Annotated in this window: 15 protein-coding genes; 2 read left to right on the top strand and 13 right to left on the bottom strand. The window is 63.0% G+C overall.

The genetic code is table 11. The features are described from left to right. Positions 1–52: 52 nt before the first annotated feature. Entirely contained in the window at positions 53–1207 is a 1155-nt protein-coding gene (locus ACN9MW_RS15430) for a pyridoxal phosphate-dependent aminotransferase (protein ID WP_426172009.1), read from the top strand. Positions 1208–1240: 33 nt separating this feature from the next. Here the strand turns inward: ACN9MW_RS15430 and ACN9MW_RS15425 are convergent, their stop codons facing one another. Continuing rightward, positions 1241–2287: an RNA-guided endonuclease InsQ/TnpB family protein gene (locus ACN9MW_RS15425; protein ID WP_426172008.1), complete on the bottom strand. Its 1047-nt coding sequence runs from the start codon at positions 2285–2287 to the stop codon at positions 1241–1243. A 107-nt stretch (positions 2288–2394) separates the two neighbouring features. On the opposite strand from ACN9MW_RS15425, the gene ACN9MW_RS15420 reads away from it, so the two are divergent. Then, positions 2395–3384: an HD-GYP domain-containing protein gene (locus ACN9MW_RS15420; protein WP_426172007.1), complete on the top strand. Its 990-nt coding sequence runs from the start codon at positions 2395–2397 to the stop codon at positions 3382–3384. Here ACN9MW_RS15420 and ACN9MW_RS15415 read toward each other — a convergent pair. The 12 genes from ACN9MW_RS15415 to ACN9MW_RS15360 form a co-directional block, all read right to left on the bottom strand. Then, the gene (locus ACN9MW_RS15415; RefSeq protein WP_426172005.1) at positions 3381–4493 is read right to left on the bottom strand and encodes a tetratricopeptide repeat protein; all 1113 of its coding nucleotides are present in this window, start codon (positions 4491–4493) and stop codon (positions 3381–3383) included. The genes ACN9MW_RS15420 and ACN9MW_RS15415 overlap by 4 nt on opposite strands. Continuing rightward, on the bottom strand, positions 4490–5389 hold the full coding sequence (locus ACN9MW_RS15410; protein WP_426172004.1) for an ExeA family protein: 900 nt from the start codon (positions 5387–5389) through the stop codon (positions 4490–4492). Before ACN9MW_RS15410 ends, ACN9MW_RS15415 begins: the two co-directional genes overlap by 4 nt. A gap of 1 nt (position 5390) precedes the next feature. After that, positions 5391–7175: a pilus (MSHA type) biogenesis protein MshL gene (mshL, locus tag ACN9MW_RS15405; RefSeq protein ID WP_426172002.1), complete on the bottom strand. Its 1785-nt coding sequence runs from the start codon at positions 7173–7175 to the stop codon at positions 5391–5393. Beyond that, positions 7172–7528, bottom strand: a complete 357-nt coding sequence (locus ACN9MW_RS15400) for an MSHA biogenesis protein MshK (protein WP_426172001.1) — start codon at positions 7526–7528, stop codon at positions 7172–7174. Before ACN9MW_RS15400 ends, mshL begins: the two co-directional genes overlap by 4 nt. Then, positions 7525–8220 carry a hypothetical protein gene (locus ACN9MW_RS15395; protein ID WP_426171999.1) on the bottom strand — a complete coding sequence of 232 codons (696 nt, stop codon included), beginning with the start codon at positions 8218–8220 and terminating at the stop codon, positions 7525–7527. The genes ACN9MW_RS15400 and ACN9MW_RS15395 overlap by 4 nt, the downstream gene beginning before the upstream one ends. Continuing rightward, a complete protein-coding gene (locus tag ACN9MW_RS15390; protein WP_426171998.1) occupies positions 8217–8951 on the bottom strand; it encodes an MSHA biogenesis protein MshA in 735 nt (244 codons plus the stop codon). The genes ACN9MW_RS15395 and ACN9MW_RS15390 overlap by 4 nt, the downstream gene beginning before the upstream one ends. Next, a complete protein-coding gene (pilM, locus tag ACN9MW_RS15385; RefSeq protein WP_426171996.1) occupies positions 8948–9892 on the bottom strand; it encodes a type IV pilus biogenesis protein PilM in 945 nt (314 codons plus the stop codon). Before pilM ends, ACN9MW_RS15390 begins: the two co-directional genes overlap by 4 nt. A gap of 87 nt (positions 9893–9979) precedes the next feature. Next, positions 9980–13108, bottom strand: coding sequence for a DUF6701 domain-containing protein (locus tag ACN9MW_RS15380; protein ID WP_426171994.1), 3129 nt, complete (start codon positions 13106–13108; stop codon positions 9980–9982). A gap of 4 nt (positions 13109–13112) precedes the next feature. Further along, the gene (locus ACN9MW_RS15375; RefSeq protein ID WP_426171992.1) at positions 13113–13562 is read right to left on the bottom strand and encodes an agglutinin biogenesis protein MshP; all 450 of its coding nucleotides are present in this window, start codon (positions 13560–13562) and stop codon (positions 13113–13115) included. Beyond that, positions 13559–14371, bottom strand: a complete 813-nt coding sequence (locus tag ACN9MW_RS15370; RefSeq protein WP_426171990.1) for a PulJ/GspJ family protein — start codon at positions 14369–14371, stop codon at positions 13559–13561. The genes ACN9MW_RS15375 and ACN9MW_RS15370 overlap by 4 nt, the downstream gene beginning before the upstream one ends. Continuing rightward, positions 14368–14949 (bottom strand): type II secretion system protein, encoded by a 582-nt coding sequence (locus ACN9MW_RS15365; RefSeq protein ID WP_426171988.1) that lies wholly within the window; start codon positions 14947–14949, stop codon positions 14368–14370. Before ACN9MW_RS15365 ends, ACN9MW_RS15370 begins: the two co-directional genes overlap by 4 nt. After that, positions 14939–15469 (bottom strand): prepilin-type N-terminal cleavage/methylation domain-containing protein, encoded by a 531-nt coding sequence (locus ACN9MW_RS15360; protein ID WP_426171987.1) that lies wholly within the window; start codon positions 15467–15469, stop codon positions 14939–14941. The genes ACN9MW_RS15365 and ACN9MW_RS15360 overlap by 11 nt, the downstream gene beginning before the upstream one ends. Positions 15470–15490: the final 21 nt, after the last annotated feature.

The raw sequence follows: 15490 nt of genomic DNA, 5'->3' as shown, positions 1-15490 counted from the left end.
TTGTTTTATTCCGCTGCGCTAGAATGGAAAAAATGTCCTTTTCCTAAGCACGATGAAACAACTGACTTCCCGGCTGCCGCACATTGGTACCACTATTTTTTCGCGCATGTCGGCCCTGGCCGGACAACACGGTGCGGTCAACCTGGGCCAGGGCTTTCCTGATTTCGCCTGCGACCCCAAGCTGGTCGACATGGTCACCGTCGCCATGCGCGAAGGCTTTAACCAGTACCCGCCCGGCATCGGCGCGCTCGAACTGCGCCAGGCCATCGCCGAGAAAATCAGCCGCGTCTACGGCCACCATTACGACGTCAACACCGAGATCACCGTCACGCCGGGTGCGACGGAAGCGCTGACCACGGCCATCCTGTGCAGCGTGCACCCCGGCGACGAAGTGATCGTGATCGAGCCAGCCTACGACAGCTACCTGCCCGCCATCGAACTGGCCGGCGGCGTGCCGGTGCTGGTGCAGATGGACCTTTCGCCGCACGGCGGCTTCAGCGTGCCCTGGCCGCGGGTGGATGCAGCCGTGACAGAGCGCACCCGCATGATCATCATCAACACGCCGCACAATCCAACCGGAAGCGTGCTGCGCGCGGCCGACATGGAGGCGCTGCGCGCAATCGTGCGCGACACCGGGATCCTGATCCTGTCCGATGAAGTGTATGAGCACATGGTCTATGACGGCCAGCGGCACGAGTCCATGTGCCGCTACCCGGACCTGGCCGAGCGCTCGTTCGTGGTCTCCAGCTTCGGCAAGACCTATCACGTCACGGGCTGGAAGGTTGGCTATGTCGCCGCGCCGGCCATGATGTCGCTCGAATTCCGCAAGGTCCACCAGTACAACGTGTTCTCGGTGAACACTCCCATGCAGCACGGCATTGCCAGCTACATGGCCGATCCCGCGCCATATGTGGGACTGCCCGCCTTCTACCAGCACAAGCGCGACCTGTTTCGCAAAGGGCTGGAAGGCAGCCGCTTCGAGTTGCTGCCGGCGGATGGCACCTACTTCCAGTGTGTGCGCTACGACCGCATTTCCGCGCAATCGGAAGCGGACTTCGCGGAATGGCTGACCAGCGAAATCAAGGTCGCCGCCATTCCGGTTTCGGCGTTCTACCGCAACGGCAAGGATTCGGGCATTGTGCGCTTCTGCTTTGCCAAGAAGGACGAGACGCTGGCGCTTGCATTGGAGCGACTGGCGCGCGTGTAACACGAGGGGACAAACCTTGACGTCCCCCCCGTCCTAAAGGACGGGGATTCCTGCTTCCAGCGTCGCACGTCCGCGACGGAGAATGTTTAACGCAGCATTACGATCACGATCATGTACCGCACCGCATCCGCTGCATTCCCACTCTCTTATTCCAAGGCCTGCGATACCCTTCGGCCTCGAATCGGGCAGTGCGCCGCAATTCGAGCAGGTCTGGGTGGTAAACCGTTCGTCTACTTCCACGTACCGCGCGCCATGCCTCATGGCCTTGTACGCCAGCATCTTGCGGAAGGACGACCAGCCTGTATCAAGCACGGACTTCGCCAAGCTGGTTTGGGCGAGTCCGCTGGCATTGACATTGCCAACAGCAATATGGTCGAAGGCGCGGGCAAGCTCCACCGAACTTTTATGCAAAAAGTCCAGCCGGCGCCGCGCAGTACGCGCCTGGATGGCTTTGATGCGGCGCCGCTTGTGGGCTCGCTGCGCTACTGCCAGCGCCGCTTCAGCCTCACGATAAAAGCCCTGCGCTGGAATCTTTTCTCCCTCGGACGGTGTAGCGAGATCCTTCAAGCCAAGATCAATACCGACACCGTGGTCGAGTGGCCGGACCGGCGGCTCGGCTACCTCGATCACAATATTGAGGAACCAGTTACCGCGGCTGTCTTGTGCAAAGCAACTGCCGTCTTTGATCTTCCCTTCAGGAAGTGGGCGAGAGTAAAACACGCGGAGCGTATTGCCTGCAAAGCGAAACGCGTTGCCTTCCCGGTGCAGGTCGCGTCCTTTGAAAGGAATCCACCCCAACGATTTCCGGCCGCGATAGCGCAAATAAGCCCGACGGTGTTGAGTGCGCGATTTCGCGAACTGTTCGCATACGGCATTGATCACACCGGAGTGCAGCTCCAATTCTTTGCTGCTACCGGTCGTGAGCTTGTTCAAGTCGAAGCCGGTCAGCCAAGGGCGCTCAAACCGCAAGGCATCTTTCTGCCGGTCATTGCAGTAGTTCCAGACGAAATTCACCTTACGGGCTTGCAGATCAAGCAGCCCGTTTTTCGATTTCACACGGAAACGGTAGACGAGAATCATACTGTAAGTTTATACAGTATTTCACAAATCTCAAGGAGAACGGCCACGTTGCGGCCGGCTCCTTTCACTCCCCGCCCTGATGGACGGGGTTTCTCGGAGCAAATCTGATGAACCAGTACCTCAACAGCTTGCAGGACCTTGGCATGGAAGGCGGATCGCGGCTGGAGCCGCCCCCGTCCGTGCTGCATGAACTCAACCTCGCCAACAAGCGTCTGGAAAAACTGCTGGGGGATTTGCGCAACGAGCGCAATGCCGATGCCGACTTGCGCAACATCGCGCGCGAAGTGGTGCGCGCGGTCGAAATGAACCCCGACATCGCACTGGCCTGCCTGTTCCTGAACCAGATTGCCGGCACGTATGCGGTACGCCATTGCATTGAAACCGCCATCGTGGTGATCCTGGTCGCGCGCGGCCTGGACAAGGCATCCGATGAAGTGATTTCCTTGACTGCCGCCGCGCTCACCATGAACGTCGGCATGCTGCGGCACCACGACAACTTCCAGTGCAAGCCCGGCACGCTGAATAGCGAAGAAATGGCGATCGTGCGCCGGCACCCGGAAGACAGCGCGGAAATGCTGAAGTATGCAGGCGTTGAGGATGACGAGTGGATTTCCTGCGTCCTGATGCACCATGAGAACGACGACGGCAGCGGCTACCCGGCCGGCATGACGCGCGAACAGATCACCCACAATGCACGCCTGCTTAGCCTGGCCGATCGCTATTGCGCTCGCGTTTCGGCGCGCAATTACCGCTGCTCCATGCTGCCGGACGAGGCGCTCGAGAAGCTCCTGCACGACCCCCTGCATCCGGCCGATCCGGTCTTGCAGGAGCAATTCCACCGCCAGCTCGGCAAATACCCGCCCGGCGTGCTGGTGCGCCTGGCGAACGGGGAACTGGGTGTGGTGACGGGGCGCGACAGCGGCGACGGCGCGCTGGAGGTGCACTGCATGCGCGATGCGGCCGGCAAGGCCCTGCCAGCGTCGGTGCAACGCCGCACCGACCAGCCGCAATGCGCAATCCTCGAGGCCCTCACCGAGGACCAGGCGGAACTGCGCTTCAGCATGAAGCAGATCTGGGGCGCTCAGGCCGCACTTTAATTGAGCTGCTGGAGGCGCCGTTCGACGAAGGCTTGCAGTTCCGGCGACAGTCGCCCTGAATCCAGCGCACGCTGGAAGGCCGGCTTTGCTTCCGCGTGACGCTTGTCGCCCTGCAGCGCAATCCCAAGCCCCATCCACCAGACGCCGTTGGCCGGCTGCAGCTGCACGGCCGCCTGATAATGCTGGGCGGCCTCGCGATGACGGCCAGCCCGCTCCAGCACTCCGGCCATCATCGCACGGTAGTCGGGATTCGATTGTGCGTAAGGCAGGCCTTGTTCCAGTGTATCGAGGGCGCCGCTGCCGTGCTCGAGTTGCAGGCGCGCCAGCAGCATGGCCATGCCCGACTGCTCCGGATTCAGCGCCAGTGCTCGCCTCAAATGGCGCATCGCATCGGCCTGCTGGCCGGACTCCACCAGCACGCCAACCAGAGTTTCGCGTGCCGCCAGGTAGCGCTGGTCGATGTCGAGCGCAGCTTCGAGGTCCACAATGGCTTCCGCTACGCGCCCAGACGCGAGCTTGCCCTGTGCACGCTGGAACAGTGCCGTCGCTGAGGCCTGTGCACCGGTCTCTCGCGATGCAGGCGACACCGCACCACCGGCGTTGGCCGCGGCGCGCAATTGCGACGGCACGGCCGCCGGTCCGGCGCCTTCGCGACGGCGCACCGGAGCCTTGCTTGCCGCGCCGCTGTCATCACGCTTGACCAGGCTGGCGCCAGGCGGTTTGGCCAGCGCCGGAGCCCCCGCTTCCGCTCCATCCTTGGCGCCAGCCGCTGGCGGCGCAGCGGCCGCGGCCTCGTTTGCGGCTGGCAGTTGCAAACCATCGACCATTTGTTCAGGTGGCGTCGCTTGCGGCTTTTCCGCGACTGGCGCCTGCCGGATCATCCCCGTGGCCGGCGCCGGTACCGCATCCGCAGGCGCACTGCGCAGATAGCGCCAGCCGGCAAAAGCGGCCACAGCTACGACGACAACCGCTGCCGCAGCAGCAATCAAGACCACGTGATTTCGGGAAGACCGTTGCTGGACTGCCTGCACGGAATCCGACAGGCCGGCCCCTTTTGGCGCGCCCCCCCTGGCATCCAGGTCTTGCAGCATTTTGTTAATCAGGCTCATAAAGTCAACCGGTAAGACAGCAATGCGCCCGCAGCAGCGAGTGCGGCCAGGGCAAGACCCGTGGCCAGCCACGGCCAGCCACGTTGGCGCGCCACGGCGGTATCCCTGGCGGCCAGCTTGACGTGGTGGGTGTCAATGCACTGGCGCCCTTCGCCGTATGCGGCGAGCATGGCCTTGTGCGCGATGATGTTGACCAGCCGCGGGATGCCCCGGCTGGCGGCAAACAGCTTGCGCACCGCCCCTTTGCTGAAAAGGCGGGCACCTGTAAACCCCGCCACGCGCAGCCGGTGCGCCAGGTAATATTCCATGTCGTCGCGCGTCAACCCGCCCAGGTCATGCTGGAATGTGATGCGCTGCGCCAGCTGGCGAATCGACTGCGCCTGCAGGTGTTCATTGAGTTCGGGCTGCCCGAACAACACGATCTGCAACAGCTTGCGCTTCTCGGTTTCCAGGTTGGTCAGCAGGCGCAGCGCCTCCAGGCTCTCGCGCGGAATCGTCTGCGCCTCGTCGATGCACAGCACCACGCGCTTGCCTTGCCCTGCCAATTCCAGCAGGCGTGCGGTCAGCGACTTCAGGAGCTGGTGCTGGTCGACATCGCTCGCCAGCGGCAATTCCAGTTCGTCGGCCAGGGCCAGCATCAAGGTGCGCGGCTCAAGCAGCGGGTTGGGCAAATAGGCTGTGACGAAATCCTCGCCCAGCGTTTTCATGAACGTGCGGCACAGCAGGGTCTTTCCCGTGCCGACTTCGCCCGTGATCTTGATGAAGCCCTCGCCGCTGCGCGCAGCCACCAGCAAGGTGTTCAGCGCTTCCTGCGAGTGCGGGCTCTTGAAGAAAAAGCTGGTGTCCGGCGTAATGCCGAAGGGCGCCTCGCGCAAGCCGAAGTGGCTCTCGTACATATCAGCGGCGCCCCGTGGTCTGCTTCGGATCGAGGAGCTCGATGCGGCGGCTGCTCTCCATCAGGTCCTGGCTCCAGTCGCTGGCCGTATCGACAATCGTTGGCTTGATCAGGACCACCAGCTCGCGCTTCTGGATGCTGTCAGCAGTGCTGCGGAACAAGCTGCCGATCACTGGAATGCGGCCGGCAACCGGGATCTGCGAGCGGTCGGCACTGGTCGACTGGCGCATCAGGCCGCCGATCGCCACCACGCTGCCGTTCTCGCCGCGCACCATGCTGTCCATTTCAGAAGTGGCCGACGCCGCCAGCGGCAGGTTCAGGCTGCCGGCATTGCCGAGGTTGATATTCTTGTTCACTGTCGACACCTGGCTTACCGATGGATGCACGTGCAGGATGATGTTGCCCTTGTCATCGATCTGCGGCGTCACGTCCAGCACCACGCCGGAGAAGAAAGGCTGCAGCGTCACGTTCGGCGACACCGTGCCATTGCCGGTCGCATTGGTATTGGTGGTGGTGCTGACGCCGGTGACGAAGAACTCGTCGGTGCCGATCTTCAGCACCGCCTTCTGGTTGTTCAGCGTGGCGATGCGCGGGCTGGACAGCACATGCACCGTGCCCTGCGACTCCAGGAAGGAAATCAGCGCGGCAAAATTGGAGTTCTGGAACGCCAGGCCGAATAGCGACCCAGCCGCACTGGTGGCCGTTGCCAGGGTAGTGCCGGGCGTACCGGACATGCCGTTCGGCTGGTTCAGCAGGGAATTGACGCCATTGATGCGCGGCGCAAGCGTCGTGCCGGGACCGACCATGCCGGCCGAAATGCGCGAGCCGAAAGCCGCCCAGTTGATGCCGGACTGCGCCTTTTCGCTCAGCTCCACCTCCAGGATTTTTGCCTCGAGGATGACCTGGCGCGCCACCGCCAGCTGCGTCGCTTTCAGGTAGCGGTCGACGTTGCGCAAGTCCTCCGGCATGCCGCGGATCACCACCAGGCCCGATTGCGGGCTGATGACGACGGCGCGCCCATCCTTGCCGGCGCCGACGATCGCTTCCAGCGACAGTTTCAGCTCGGCCCAGAAATCGGACTCCGATCGCGTGGTGACATTGGCCGCTTCATCCAGCACGTTGGCATTGGGTGAATTCGGATCGCCGTTATTGTTGTTGCGGTTCTGGCGGTTGTTATTGTTCTGGTCGCCGTTGTTATTGTTGTTATTGCCGTTGTTGCCGGCATTTTGCACCGAGGTCGACGTCACGCGCAGGTTCGACGAACCGCGGCGCGATGCGGTCAGGTAATTCACCTGGAACATCCGGCTTTGCATGGTCAGCGGCTTGATCGTGATGCGCGTGCCCTCGATCCGGTAATCGTAGCCATACATTTCGCGCACGGCTTCCAGCGCCTCGGCAATCGTGACGTCCTTCAGGTTGGCCGTGATATTGCCGCTGACTTCAGGATGCACCAGCATGTTGTAACGGGTGCCCGCCACCAGTGAATTGAAGAACTGGTTTGCCGGCACGTCGTTGAACGCCACATTGAAGCGTTCCTCCAGCACCGGCCGTGCCTTGGGCAACTGTCCTGCCAGCTGTTCGGCCGACGGCAGCAAGGCGTCCGAAACCTGCTGCGGGACGGGCGCGGCCGCAGCCGACTGCGCGGCGGATTTCACCTCCTTGCTGATGGAACTGTAAGTGTCGCGCATCGGCGTCTGGGTACATGCTGCCAGCATCGCGAATGCGCCGCTGCCCATCGCCAGCCGGCAAAATTGTGAAGCTTTCGAGATGCTCGTTTTCTCTGTCATGGCTGTCGCGCCTTATCCTGTCCCGATGATACCAATTTCAATACTTGTTTTTGCTTCCCGCGTTGCAGGACGACGGCACCCTCGCGCACTTCGACCAGCACGGCGCCGCCTACCTTCCCGCCCAGCGGGACAATGGCGCCGTCGATTACCGCCAGCTTGCGTCCGCCCGGGCGGCGTGCCAGCAGCACCGACTGCAGTTGCGGTCCGGCGGCAGGCACTGCCGCGGCCGGGCCGCTGCGCTCCGCTTGCGGCGCCAGCACTTCCGGCGGCGGCCTGGTCGGGTCGGGCAACGCCGTTTGCGCCAGCGCCGGGATGGCGGCGAGGACCGCCAGGGCGGCCAGGATCTTTCTCATATCTGCACCCAGGTTTCGTCGAGACTCAATGTGTACACCGTCAATGTCAGGCTGGTTTCGGGGTGCTTGATCACGTTCAGGCGCGCGCTGCCCCATATCAGGCGCGGCGTCACTTTTTCCAGCGTTGCCATATAGCCCAGCAGGTCGGCATAGCTGCCCTCCACCACCACCTCGACACCGTGGCGATACAGGATCGCCGGGGCCTGGCTGGCCGGCTGCGGCCCCGTGCCCGGCGCAGCTGTGCCGGCCTGGTCGAACTGTCCGTCCCGCAAGCCGCTGACCGGCAAAGTCTTCATCCCAACCACTTTCAGCCCGGGATGCCCGGCCAGCATCTGTTGCAGCAGCGGGACAATGCGCTGCGGCTGCACCATGCCCTGCTTGCGGTTCAGTAAATCCTCGCTGGTGGCGCGGGCTTCTTCCTGCACTGCGGCCAGACGGCGCCGCATGGTGGCGTTCGGGTCCGATTCATAAGCCTTCAGCGCAGCGGCAATCTGCTTGTCAATCGCGTCGACTTGGGCCTGTCCTTGCTGGATCGAGGCCTGCAGGGACTGGCGCTCCGCCAGCATGGGTCCGAATTTTCCGAACCATGCGATACCTGCAACCAGCAGGATCCCCGCAGCGAACAGGGCCACGCGCCGCGGCAGCGGCATCGCATCGATGCGTTGTTCCAGTCTCAGCAGCGCGGCCTTCATGGATTCCCCCCGCCAGGCGCGGCAGCCGTGCTGCGCAGCCGGAATTCAAGGAAACGTGCCGGTGGCGCTTCGACCGGTGCAGGGGCGGCAGCGGCCAATGCGCTGGCTGCGGTGCTGCCTGCTACCGGAGGCAGCGTGCCAAGCGGCACGCGTCCCGCTGCATCGACAGCCGGCGCCTGCGCTGGCGCAGGACCCAATTCCAGGGTCCGGAAGGATTTGCCGCGCAATACGGGTTCGCCACCGAGGCGCGACAGGTAGGCAGGCACCAGGGCCGCTTGCAGCACACGGCCCTGCATGCTCACCTCGCGCCGCTCGCCCTGCACCGCCACTTCCGTCAGCCATAGGCCGTTGACGCTCTGGCGCGCCAGGGCGCGAAAATATTCCGCAAAGCCTTGTCCGCCTTCGCCTTCAGCCTGGTGCAGCATCTGCATCGCCTGCCGCAAGGATTTCAGGCGCGCTTCCTTGGTCTCGAGCTCCGTCTTCAGCAGCGGGTCGCTGGCGCGCGGCGCGAACTCCACAGCCACCGCTTGCATGCGGGCCTGCCGCTCCTTCAATCGGCTCTCTTGCTGCGACGCCTGCTCGCGCAAAGGCTGCAATTGCCGGCCCGCGAACAGAACGATCGCAATGGTGCCGGCGATCAAGGCCAACAGGGCCAACGCCATGCCGCGCGCACTGAGGCTGTGGCGCTGGCGCATGAAGATCGGGTTGAACAGGTTGATCTGCTGGCTCATGGCACGATCACTTCCTGGCGCAATGCCGCACCGAGGGCAAAGAAGTAATGCGCCTGCTGCGCGCTGTCCAGCAATTCAGGCACCCCGGACAAGTCGATCACTTCCTCCAGCTTGCATTGGACCACGGGCATGTACATATTCGACGACAGGTAATTCAGCAGCGATTCGCCGCAACCAGGGGCCAGAACCATCCTGGAGATTGAAACAAAGCCGAACTGGCGCTCGAAGTGGTCGAGCGAACGCTGCACCTCCAGCATCAGCCGATCCAGCGCGGCATGGCGGCGATCGGCATCGCCTTCTTCCAGCAGCGCCGGCGTGACATCGATCCTGCGCGCCAGGTACAGCTCGCCCAGGTAGGTAACGGTCAACAGGCCGCCCTGCGGGCCAAGCGACAGCAGGGCCAGGCCGCGCCCATCCTGTTCCAGCAGGGCCGATACATTGCGCTGGGCAGTCTCGGGGATGTCGATCACTTCCAGGTCGATCCCGGCGCCGAAGAACAGTTCCTGGCGCTGGCGGATCACGCTGTTGCGTGCCGCCACCACAAACATGCTCGGCGTGCGGCCGCTGGCGCGTTCCACCGGAATGGCCATTACGTCGAAGGTCGCGTCATCGACGTGGAAATCCAGCATGTCTTTCATGCGCCAGCGCACCGCGGTTTTCAGTTCGTCTTGCGGCACATTGGGCGCCTCCAACGTCAACAGCTGGTAATCGCTGGGGGCGAGCAGCGTGCTGCAGCGGAATCGCGCGGCGTTGCGCGACCGCGCCGCACGCGCCAGGGTTTCTTCCGCCCCTTGGCCTTCCAGCCCCGCCTCCACACAGCCAAGCAGCACGGGCGTGCTGGCGCCCTGGCGGCGCATCGTCGCCAGGGCCATACCCTGCGGCAAAGGCGCAAAGACCAGCCAGGCGTCTTTTTCCTTTTTAGCTTTCGAAAAGAATCGCATTGCGCCCTGTCTTCAAACTTTTAGATGAAGAAACAACCGTAATTGTTTGATTAATATGCCATATTTTGCCATCGTTCAGCCCCGGTGTCAGTACAGTTCTCTTATATAGGTGACAGGTGTGTTGCGATAAATGCCAAAAGTTGCCCTGCCCACGGTACTGGGCAGCCATTCCGGCGCCAGCAGAGGGTCGAAGTAGTAATCCGCCGTGCCGCTATTGCCCGCCCCCGGCGCGCTCATCAGGAAGCGCGTCTGGCCATTGCTGATGGACCGCAGCGCGGTCGAGGTCGCGCCGAGGACGGTCTTGCATGCAGTCCCGGACAGCAGGTTTTTCTTGCAGTTCGTAAAGCGCAACAAGGCCGGATTGACCACGTCCGCCATGGAATTCCCGGCGCTGGTGGCCCAGCGCGTACCGTTCCAATATTGCACGGTCGCGTTGACCGGCTGGTACTGCAGCTCCGAGCCGAAAAGATTCGGCAGCTGCAGGCGCGCGTTGACCAGCACCACCTGGCCTTCGACCAGGTCGCGCGCGGCGTCGTAGCCATACAGCGAGCTGACACCGTCGGCATCGGTCGCGCGTACGTACACCAGCACCGGCGCCTGGCGGCCGGTGTTTGCGGCGCCGGCAATCGAATACGGGTTCGCCAGCTTGTAGTCGACCGATAGCGACAGAGTCCCGTCGTCGTTATCGAAATCGATGTCGCCGCTGTCTTTCACCATTGCCGCTTTCTTGTCGCGCCGCAGCGCGTTGTCGGGCGCGCTGGCGCCGAAGACCAGTACGGGGCACACACCGCCGCTGGGCGGAGCAAGGGTCTGGTTGCCCGCGCCGCACATGTAAAGGGCTTTGGAAAATGCACCGCGGTAGTTCTTCAGCAGGTTGCCGTCCACGTCATGCGCCGTCACCGTGGCGGCAAACGGCAACCCCGAATACACCATGCCGCTGGTGGCGGAGCAAGGAACGTCGGCCGGGCACGGCAGTATTGGGCCCAGCGAATCCGGGGCTTCCACCGCGGTATTGAAATGATCGGGCACGAAGCGGCCGATATTGGTGGTGGCCGGGCTGATGCCGCCGCTGCCAAGGTAGTCGTTGCCGGCCAGGGTCGCCTTCACGGTAATGATGCCGACCTCCGGATATTTGAACGTGCCGCTTGAGCGGCCCAGCGAAAACGGATCGAGGCTGCCTTGCAGCTCTGGCTGCGCCACCATGTCGGTGAAGCTCAGCCCATCGCTGGGATTCGGATCGAAGTTCACGCTGCGCGGTGAAATCTCGTTGCCGAAGTTCTGTGCAAAATATTTGGTGCCGCTGGTCTTGTCCCGGGTGCGCACGCCCACGCGGATCGTGAACGGCTCGCCGGCGGCAGCGAACTTGCCGCCGCTGGCGGTGCTGGCGCCCGGATTGTCGGTGCGGGTGCCATTGGCGGCAGTCTTGAAGACCTCCATCTCCAGCATGTACGGACGCATGACCACCGGCCCGCTGGCCCCGGTCTTGCCTGTCGAATCCTGCATGAACAGCTTGATGCGGCCGACATCGAAATAATTGAACGTCAGCGGGCTGCTGATGCTGGCCTGGTTGGCATCGACCACCAGGGCACGGTACAGCGACCATTGCGCACCGCTTGGCGTGGCGCTGCTCTCGGCGCATTTCGGCAGCAGCGAGGCGCGGTCGGGGAAGGATGCGAACTCCGACGATCCCTTGACCGGGTCCTGGCAGGACATGCCAAAGCGCATCGACACCACCGTCGGCAAGGTCGTACTTGGCGCGGTTGGGACGCCGGAAGAATTGACCAGCGTGATATAGACCGGAATATCGTCGCCGGCGATCACGCTCTTCCAGTCGATGAACAGGCATTGCCCGGTGCTGCCGAATGCCACGCCCTTGGTGCACTTCGATTGCGTAAAGACATAAGGCGCGACGGCGACCGAAGCGGTATCGGTGTCGCTGTTGTTCGACATCTGGTTGTCGAACTCGCTTCCGCTGACGGTGACGGTGTTGCTGAGCGAATTGGTCACGGCGTTGACCATCACGGTCAGTTGCAGCGGCGGCGCACTGGCGCCCACATCCAGCGGCGTGTTGTAGTTGCAGGCAATTTTCTGGCCAGCCTGGGCGCAGGTCCAGCCATCGCCGCCCGCATACACCAGGCTGACTTGCGAAGGAAGGTTGTCGACCACCTGCACGGTTCCCGGCTCGGCCGCGGGTCCGTAATTGGTGACATCTACCGTGTACACCATGGTCTGGCCAAGCGTCGGCGCCTGGTCGCGCGAGATCGAAATGCCCAGGTCGGTCACCGGCGTATTCGGTACCGCGATAATCTCCGCGCTCAGCAGCACCAAGTCCTGGTCGGAACGGTACACGGTGGTCGCGCTGGTCTGCCCGGACTGGATCACCGGACTGCTGACCGTGTACGAGTCATAGTCGATACCATAGGAAACCGAGTCCGTGCCGGCAATGGTGCTGACCGAATTGAACTGGTTACCAGGCGGATTCACGCTATTCGACATCGAATAGCCGTTGAAAGTCAGGAATTCGCCGCTCGAAGTACTGCTCAGCGTTGCGTCGCCTTCCCAGGTAATGTGCGCCACACGACCGGTATGGGTCGTCAGCGGCGGAATCTTGAAATTCGACAGCGACAGGCTCACGCTGCTGTACTGGATGTACTGGAAGCCTTCATAGATGTTCAGCACCCTGAATGTTTCACTTGGCAGCGAGTAGACCACCACCATTGACCAGCCGCCAACCACGGCCTGCACATCGCACCATTTCGCCGAGTTATTGATGGTCAGGCCGGAAAACGTATATTTGCCATTGCGCTTGGCTGTGACCTCGGCCGTAATATCGTAGGCGCCGCTGAAAAAATCGTAGCCCACGGTAGCGCTCTTGTACTGGCGCGAGGCAGGCGCGGTAATCGCCTTGCCTTCGAACACCACGGCGTAGTCGGTGGTGGTGCCGGAAGCGGCCCAGTAAAGCTGGGCGCTGAGGATCTTGGCGGTTGTTGGAATCCCGCTCAAGGTCACGTCCGTGGTCTCGTTGGCCGCATAGATGGTGCAAGGATTGGTCGTATTGGATGCCTTGCGCAGCGTCCTTTCCGCCCCGACAAAATTGACGTTGCCGGCAAAACTCTTGAACAGCGAAATGGTGGTGTCGGCGTGCGCGCTCGCCACCAGCGCCATCAGCATGGCGACAGTGTGCAGCAGGCGGCGAAGGCACAACAGGCTATTCACTTCTTCATTCTCCGAAATCGACCTGGATGACGCGTTGCACGTAGTCGGAACTATTGTTCGCATTCGGGCAAGCGCCCGCCGCAGGCTGGTTGCAGGCGACCGATCGCATCCGATAGCGCTTGATCGCTCCCAGCACGGTGGTGGTGCAGGTCACCGTGACAGTATAGGGGCTGAGGGTAGTGTTGGCGGGCATGGCAAAGCTCGACGTGGACGAGGCCCCGCTCGCTGCCGGACACAAGGCGCTGCTGCGCAACTGGCGGTGCAGCCCCCATTCCACGCCCGAGCGCGCGGCCTGGTAAGCGCGCGTGCCCTGCACGTCCAGCCCGAAGGCCGCCTGCTGCGTGGAGGTGACGCTGACGATCGCCACCGCCAGGAATGCCAGCACGACGACCAGGAAAATGGCCGCTACCAGGCTCACGCCGCGCTGCCGCGAATATTGGCGCATGCTTGTCATATCGGGTTGTCCACGTGGATCTGGTGGAATAGCTGCACCGATTCCGCCGGCATGTCCGGCCGCGCCAGCGTCAAGCTAATGCCCAGCAATCCGGAGCGGGTATTGGCGATATTCGCCTCGTAGGTGAAGCGGCAAGCCGTGACATTGGTCGCCAGGATCGCAGTATCGGCTGTCGCCGGCGGCGTGTAGTTCCATTGCCGGACCAGTTGGCGGTTCGCCAGGTCGCACACGAACTTGACCGGGCCGGTCACCACCTGGAAGCGGCGCGCCGGCGAACTCAGGATGGGAGCAGTGGCGCCCGCGCTGGCGAAAGGATTGCTGGCCAGGGTCACGACATTGCCCGCCACGGAACTGACCAGGGCGATATTGTCGCCAGCATAAGCATCTGCGCGGTCGATGCCGGGTCCCAGGTTGTACACCACGATGGAATCGGTTCCCGGCACGATCGCAGGCGAAGGCATCTGGCCCACTACGGTAAAACTGCGCTTGGTGCTATCGGTGAAGTCCAGGTAGCCGGCGCCTTCGTCGTCTTCTTCGGCAAGATAGCGTCCGCCGGATTTGGTCGGAAAGAACTCCACGGTGGCCCCGCCGCCGCTGACCCGCAGGCTATTGGGCAGCGCCCTGCGCACCTCGCGCGCAATGCGCCGCACCGCGATATCGGCGGCGTCGCTCAACTCGGCGCGCGCGGCGCTGTCGACATAGGCTTGCACCGGCGCGCGCAGGAATACGGCAACCATGCCGGCCACGATGCCGGTCAGGACGATCACAACGATCATCTCGATCAGCGTAAAGCCCGCTGCCCGCTTCATTGCGCCACCTGCGGCGAATGGCGTGTGCGATAGGTGTCAAGCTCCACGAAGTCGCTTGCCAGCGGGCCGTGCGTCACGCGCACCGTCAGGCGCAGCACTTCCTGCGTCGCCAAGGCGGCGGTCGACGGGATGCCGTTCAGCGGCTCGGCGCGCAAGGTCAGCGTCGCTGCGTAGCCGCTCACGCCCAGCTCGTTGCCGGCGGCATCGACCAGCTTTCCGGCCCCGTTATTGAAGGCGGCGTATGGCATCCCAAGGCTCGGCACATAGTCATTGATGTTGTTGTACGGCCGTGTGCCACCCTCGTTGCCGACCGCTTCCGGCGTCGCACAGTCGGCCGGCGCTGTCGGGTTTTCCGTGGTGTCGAGCGGATCGCAGAACGTGAACGCGGCAAGCTGGACTTCCTCCAGCAAGCCTTCGGCAATCAGCAAGGCCTGCTTGCGGCGTAGCGGGTCCGCGCTGGCATTGCTGGTATTGGCCAGCGTGCGCAGGATGGCTGCAGCCGCAATGCCGACAATGATGATGAACAGGATCAGTTCGATGAAAGTCAGGCCCGACTGGCGATCGTGTCTAATAGACATAGCCGGTTTCCCATTGCACCCGGACGGCCTGCTGTGTGTTGCCGGCACTCACCTGAAGGTTGAGGGAGCTGAACTCCGCGCCGGAAGACAACTGCGGCTTGCCGGAAGCGTCAAAAAAGAAATGGTTGTTTGCTGCGCCCGCCGGCGACAGTCCCAGGACCACATTGGCCGGCGGGGCTACGCAGGCCCACGAGCGGTCGGTGCCGCACTGTCCACCGCTGAAGCTGTTGCCGCCGCCTGGATCGCGCACGTGATTGGCGGCGCTGCAGGTGGCGGCGAAGCAAAGCGCCACGCTTGAGCTGTCCAGGTAGACATAAATCGGCCGGTTCTGCGCAATGGCCAGCTGCTGGCCGTAGCGCAGCGTCGCCCTCATTTGCGCTGCAAATCCCGCCGCGTCGTAGTCACCGCGCACGAAAAAGCGGCCGAACACGACTGCCGACAGAATGCCGACAACAACCAGCACAATGATCAGCTCGACCATTGTGAAGCCGCGCCCAGGCGAAGCTCCGCTGGTTGCCATCGATTCCTTATAGTGCCTGGC

The organism is Pseudoduganella sp. R-34 (assembly GCF_049904655.1).
Taxonomy (GTDB): domain Bacteria; phylum Pseudomonadota; class Gammaproteobacteria; order Burkholderiales; family Burkholderiaceae_D; genus Rugamonas.
Note: the sequence above shows the minus strand (reverse complement) of the source record. Positions and strands in the feature narration are given on the sequence as shown.

Coding starts and splice junctions, on each gene's coding strand:
- ACN9MW_RS15370 (WP_426171990.1), bottom strand. CDS start 14,371: ATGAAGCGGGCAGCGGGCTTTACGCTGATCGAGATGATCGTTGTGATC.
- ACN9MW_RS15375 (WP_426171992.1), bottom strand. CDS start 13,562: ATGACAAGCATGCGCCAATATTCGCGGCAGCGCGGCGTGAGCCTGGTA.
- ACN9MW_RS15400 (WP_426172001.1), bottom strand. CDS start 7,528: ATGAGAAAGATCCTGGCCGCCCTGGCGGTCCTCGCCGCCATCCCGGCG.
- ACN9MW_RS15365 (WP_426171988.1), bottom strand. CDS start 14,949: ATGTCTATTAGACACGATCGCCAGTCGGGCCTGACTTTCATCGAACTG.
- pilM (WP_426171996.1), bottom strand. CDS start 9,892: ATGCGATTCTTTTCGAAAGCTAAAAAGGAAAAAGACGCCTGGCTGGTC.
- ACN9MW_RS15360 (WP_426171987.1), bottom strand. CDS start 15,469: ATGGCAACCAGCGGAGCTTCGCCTGGGCGCGGCTTCACAATGGTCGAG.
- ACN9MW_RS15430 (WP_426172009.1), top strand. CDS start 53: ATGAAACAACTGACTTCCCGGCTGCCGCACATTGGTACCACTATTTTT.
- ACN9MW_RS15425 (WP_426172008.1), bottom strand. CDS start 2,287: ATGATTCTCGTCTACCGTTTCCGTGTGAAATCGAAAAACGGGCTGCTT.
- ACN9MW_RS15410 (WP_426172004.1), bottom strand. CDS start 5,389: ATGTACGAGAGCCACTTCGGCTTGCGCGAGGCGCCCTTCGGCATTACG.
- ACN9MW_RS15395 (WP_426171999.1), bottom strand. CDS start 8,220: ATGAAGGCCGCGCTGCTGAGACTGGAACAACGCATCGATGCGATGCCG.
- ACN9MW_RS15420 (WP_426172007.1), top strand. CDS start 2,395: ATGAACCAGTACCTCAACAGCTTGCAGGACCTTGGCATGGAAGGCGGA.
- ACN9MW_RS15390 (WP_426171998.1), bottom strand. CDS start 8,951: ATGAGCCAGCAGATCAACCTGTTCAACCCGATCTTCATGCGCCAGCGC.
- ACN9MW_RS15415 (WP_426172005.1), bottom strand. CDS start 4,493: ATGAGCCTGATTAACAAAATGCTGCAAGACCTGGATGCCAGGGGGGGC.
- mshL (WP_426172002.1), bottom strand. CDS start 7,175: ATGACAGAGAAAACGAGCATCTCGAAAGCTTCACAATTTTGCCGGCTG.